The following is a 5036-nucleotide window of genomic DNA, read 5'->3' as shown; positions in this document are numbered from 1 at the left end:
ATCCGGACGCCGCCTCCGAAGCCGTGCGCCGGGCCGCCCGGCATCTCGAGGCCGCCAAAACGCACGGCCGGGCCAAGCGCTACGCCCAGGCCGAGACGGAACTCGACGCGGCCCTGGCCCTGGACCCCGGCCGTCCCGAATATCTCGTCGCCAGAGGCCATGCCCGCTCTTTCCTGGGCCGCCCGGCCGAGGCCCTGGCGGACTATGATCAGGCCCTGGCCGCAGGCGGCGCCCAGGCCGCCGTGCACTCCATGCGCGGCCTGTGCCTGACCGCGCTTAAACGCCCCGGAGAGGCCCTTACGGCCTACGACCAGGCCGTGGCCCTGGACCCCGGCAATCCCGGGCTTTTTACCCGGCGCGGCAGGCTTCTCGGCAGCCTGGGACGCCCCCTGGACATGTGCCGGGACTTCGAGGCGGCCTGTCGCCTCGGACAATGCCGTCCCCTGGAGACAGCCCGCAAGGAGGGAACATGCCCCGCCGCTCCCTGACGCTCTTCGTGGCCCTGCTCATGGCCTGCGCCTGCCTGGCCGCCTGTTCGGTGAACATCGGAACCAAGCCCGCCCCGACCCCGGCGCCCGCCCCGGCCGCCCAGCCGACGCGCACCGAACGGGTGACCATCCAGGGCCTGAACCTGCGGCGGGGGCCTTCGTCCAAAAGCGCCGTGATCGACGGCCTGGAGAAAGACGAGGTGGTGACGATCTTCGAGCGCCAGGGAAACTGGATCAAGGTCCGCACCGCCGACGGGCGGGAAGGTTTCGCCTACGGGGCCTACCTCACGGGTTTCGACATCCGGCCCGCCAAACCCCGCACAGGCAAGGGGCCTGCCGCGTCAGGCGGCCCGGGAGCATCCGACGCCCTGACCGAGGAGGAAGAACAGGAACTCTGGGACTGATGCGGCTTTCGGCCGCACGACCGTCTTTTCCCGCAAGTCCCAGTGACAGCGGCTGTGCAGAGCCCCGTACGATTGCACGCCATATGCATTTTTCCGCTTTTTCCCACGTTTATCCAAGCGATTCCATCTTCCTGAAACAGATGCACGTGCATCGATTATACTCCTTGCGATATCGCCCGTAGTTTTTTATATCTCCTTCTGAAGTCTGTGTTTTCTTCGCCAGGGAGAAAAATCCCTCCCGGGCATTGAAAAAGAACCCGGATTGCCATACATAGTGACATAAGGCCTACCTTTTCCATTTGAAACCGCGCTTTCGGGTCCGTTCCGCCCGCGCGCCAACCGTGTTTGCAGGGAGCGGACTCGCATGTTCAAGAAAATGGGTATCGGGCTCAAACTGTCGTTATGCGTCGGACTGGTGGTGACGATCATTTTGGCTGTCACCACCCTGTATTTCGCCAGGACTCTGAACGATTCGGCCAAACGCAGGGTGGAGGAGGCGGTCAAGATGGAGGCCGCCGCCAGCGGGGCCATCGTCAAGGCCGAGTTGGACGAAGGGTTGAACTCGGCCCGGGGGGTAGCCCAGGCATTGGCCTTCGTGGACGACCTGCCCCCCGAGACCCGGCGCGCCCGGGTGAGCAACATGCTGCGCGGCCTGCTCGAACATAATCCGGATTTTCTCGGGGTATGGACCGTGTTCGAGCCAGGCGCCCTGGACGGACTGGACGGGGAAAACGCGGGCGCAGACGGCAGCGACGCCAAGGGCCGTTTCGTGCCCTATTGGAACCGGGTGGGGGGCCTCCACCTGGAGCCCTGCATGGATTACGACACGCCGGGGAAAAACGACTACTATGCCAAGCCGTTGCGGTCGGGAAAGGACGTGATCATGGACCCGGTGTCCTACACCGTGGGCGGCCAGAAGACCATGCTCGTCAGCCTGTGCGCGCCCATCCGCCAAAACGGCAAGATCGTGGGCGTGGCCGGGGTGGACATCGGCATGGAGCAGATTCAAAAAATGGTGCTCGGCATCAAGCCCTTCGGCGTGGGGTATGCCTTCCTGTTCTCCAACGACACAACCTATGTGGCCCATCCCAAGGCCGAATTCGTGGGCAAGAAGATTCTCGACGTGCGCACCGACGCCACGGCCCGGGACAAGGACGTCCGGGCGGGAAAGGCGCGGGTGGAGGAAAACAAGTCCCTGGCCACCGGGGAGACCTCCTATTATTATCTGTCGCCCTTCACCGTCGGCGAGACCGACACCCCCTGGAGCATGGTCCTGACCGTGTCCCTGGACGCCCTTCTGGCCGACGCCCAGCGTAGCGTGAACATGAGCATCGGGGCCGGGGGGCTGGGCATCGTCCTGATTTTGGTTCTGGTCTTCCTGCTCTCCCGGGTCATCGTCACCAAGCCCCTGGGCCGCATTGTCGAAGCGGCCAGGCGTTTCGCCGCCGGGGACTTTACCGCCCGGCTGGCCGTGACCTCTGGCGACGAGGTGGGGCAGGCCGCCAAAAACCTCAACACCGCCTTCGACATCGTGGTGGACAAGGCCTTCTGGTACGAGGCCATCCTGGACTCCATTCCCTTCCCCATCTCGGTCACGGACATGGAGCAGCACTGGACCTTCGTCAACAAACCGGCCGAGGACGTCACCGGCAAGAAGCGGGCCGATCTCGTGGGGCGGCACTGCAAGGAATGGGGCGCCTCCATCTGCGGCACGGACCAATGCGGCGTGGAATGCCTGCGACGCGGCGTCCCCGTCTCCTCGTTCACCCAGCCGGGCATTGATCGGGATTTCCAGGTCAACTCCGCCTTCCTGTTCAACTCCAGGGGGGAAAGAACCGGGCATATCGAATTGGTGCAGGACGTGACCGAGGCGAACGAAATGCGCCGCAAGGCCGAAAACGCCCTGCACGAGGGCATGCTGGCCGCCGCCGAAAAGCTCGAGGGCATTGTGGACCGGGTCACCACCTCCTCCGAGGAGATCTCGGCCCAGATCGACGAGATCAACCGGGGCACGGAACTCCAGAAAGAGCGCATGGGCGAGACGGCCACGGCCATGGAGGAGATGAACGCCACGGTCATGGAGGTGGCCAAGAACGCCGGACAGGCCTCGGACTCCGCCGAAAAGGCCAAGGGTAAGGCCACGGAGGGGTCGCGGGTGGTGGAAGAGGCCATTTCGGCCATCACCGAGGTGCGGCGCATGTCCCTGGCCATGAACGCCAACCTGGCCGACCTGGGTCGTCAGGCCGAATCCATCGGCCAAGTCATGAACGTCATCAACGACATCGCCGACCAGACCAACCTTTTGGCCTTAAACGCCGCCATTGAGGCCGCCCGGGCCGGAGAGGCCGGGCGCGGTTTCGCCGTGGTGGCCGACGAGGTGCGCAAACTGGCCGAAAAGACCATGGGCGCGACCAAGGAGGTGGGCGCCAACATCCGCTCCATCCAGGCCTCCACCCGGAAAAACATCGAGGACATGAACCAGGTCGGCTCCATGGTGGAAAAGGCCACGGAGCTGTCCACCACCTCGGGCCAGTCCCTGTCCGAAATCGTGTCGTTTTCCGACGAAAGCTCCTCCCAGGTGCAAAGCATCGCCTCGGCGGCCGAAGAACAGTCGGCGGCCTCGGAGGAGATCAACCGCTCCATCGAGGAGGTCAACCGGGTGGCCATGGAGACGGCGGACTCCATGGAGCAGTCGGCCCATGCCGTAAACGAATTGGCGGGCATGGCCGGGGAACTGCGGCGGCTCATCGAAGAACTCAAGGGGGATACGGGCGGCGAGGCAGGCCCGCGCCGACTCGGCAGATAGGGTCTGGCGGCGCGGCCAGCCAAAGCGGCGGCCGTTTTTTCCCAACCCGTACACGGCAAGGCCCCCGGCGTCCGCGTGGCGCACGGGGGCCTTGCCGTGCGCCGCACCGGCTAAAACTGGGCCATGATCTTCGTGAGCATCTGCGGAAAACGTTCGGCCTCTTCCGGGGTGAGCGCCCCGGCGATATCCTGGGAGAGTTGCAGGTGCAGCAGATGGTGGCCCTCGAAGTGCTTGCGGCCCTCGGGGGTCAGCCCCACCCGGATGGAGCGGCGGTCCTTTTCGTCGGGCTTGCGCACGACGAGCCCGGCCCGCACCAGCCGGTCCACCAGGACGGTGAGCGACCCCGTGGTCACGCCCATCTTCCCGGCCAGCTCCTTCATGCGCAGCTCGCCCGTGGCCCCGATGATCTCCAGGGTATGCATCTGGGGCAGGGTCAGGCCCGTCTCGCGCACCACGCCCTGCTCCCAGGAGGAGAAACGCTCGTAAAATTCGATCAGAAGCCCGGTCAATTCTTCCATGTTCTCCATGTCCGTTCCGCCCCCGCTCCGACATCCGCCCCTGTGCGCACAAAAGCGGCGAAGCCCGATACAGTTTTTGGAGGAGGGTCCAGGGAGGAAACTTTTTTCAAAAAGTTTCCTCCCTGGGAAGCCTCCTATCGCATCCCGGCCCGGGCCGGGGCAAGCCCGGCCTCGCCCCGGCCGGAGACAAAAAAGAGCGCCGCCGAGGACATGACCACCAGAATGGACCCGGCGTTATGGAACACCGAGGCCGCGATGGGGCTGAGCAGGCCGTAGGAGCCGCCGAACACGGCCAGGGCGTTGGACAAAACGCCCAGGGCGATGTTGACCTTGATCACCAGCCGCATGCGCCGCGAAAGGCCGACAAGCAGGGGCAGCCGCCCGATGTCGTCGCGGGTCAGCGCCACCTGGGCCGTCTCCAGGGCCACGTCGGTTCCTGCCGCGCCCATGGCCACGCCCACGTCGGCCTTGGCCAGGGCCGGGGCGTCGTTGATGCCGTCGCCCACGAACATGACCCGGCCCCCGGCATTTTGGAACTCCTCCACGATGCGCGGCTTGTCGGCGGGTTTGAGCCCCGGCCAGGATTCGGTGACGCCAAGGGCCGCCGCCACGGCCGCCACGGAGCGGTCGTGATCGCCGGAGAGGATGCCCACCCGGGCGACGCCCAGGGCCCGCAGGGCGGCCACGGCATCGCGGGCCGAGGGCCGAATGGTGTCGGTGACGGCCAACATGCCCATGACCTGCCCGTCGCGCAGCACCACCAGGGGCGTGGCCCCGCGCGCCGCCGCCGACTCCAGGGCCCGGGCCAGGACCGGCGGCA

5 protein-coding genes are annotated in these 5036 nt (G+C 65.9%); 3 read left to right on the top strand and 2 right to left on the bottom strand.

Annotation, left to right across the window (positions count from 1 at the left end):
* The 3 genes from V3572_RS05925 to V3572_RS05915 form a co-directional block, all read left to right on the top strand.
* A partial coding sequence (locus V3572_RS05925; RefSeq protein ID WP_332110060.1) for a tetratricopeptide repeat protein occupies positions 1-488 on the top strand: 488 nt, incomplete at its 5' end.
* Positions 470-892 carry an SH3 domain-containing protein gene (locus V3572_RS05920; protein ID WP_332110059.1) on the top strand — a complete coding sequence of 141 codons (423 nt, stop codon included), beginning with the start codon at positions 470-472 and terminating at the stop codon, positions 890-892. The genes V3572_RS05925 and V3572_RS05920, both read left to right, overlap by 19 nt.
* A 364-nt stretch (positions 893-1256) precedes the next feature.
* Positions 1257-3698: a methyl-accepting chemotaxis protein gene (locus V3572_RS05915; protein ID WP_332110058.1), complete on the top strand. Its 2442-nt coding sequence runs from the start codon at positions 1257-1259 to the stop codon at positions 3696-3698.
* Between the two features lie 110 nt (positions 3699-3808).
* Here V3572_RS05915 and V3572_RS05910 read toward each other — a convergent pair whose 3' ends face one another.
* Positions 3809-4225 carry a MarR family winged helix-turn-helix transcriptional regulator gene (locus tag V3572_RS05910; RefSeq protein WP_332110057.1) on the bottom strand — a complete coding sequence of 139 codons (417 nt, stop codon included), beginning with the start codon at positions 4223-4225 and terminating at the stop codon, positions 3809-3811.
* Positions 4226-4350: 125 nt separating this feature from the next.
* The coding region (locus V3572_RS05905; RefSeq protein WP_332110056.1) for an HAD-IC family P-type ATPase at positions 4351-5036 on the bottom strand (686 nt) is incomplete at its 5' end.

It is taken from the genome of Desulfolutivibrio sp., from assembly GCF_036584575.1.
Classification (GTDB): Bacteria; Desulfobacterota; Desulfovibrionia; order Desulfovibrionales; family Desulfovibrionaceae; genus Desulfolutivibrio.
This window is presented reverse-complemented; position numbering and strand designations above follow the sequence as displayed.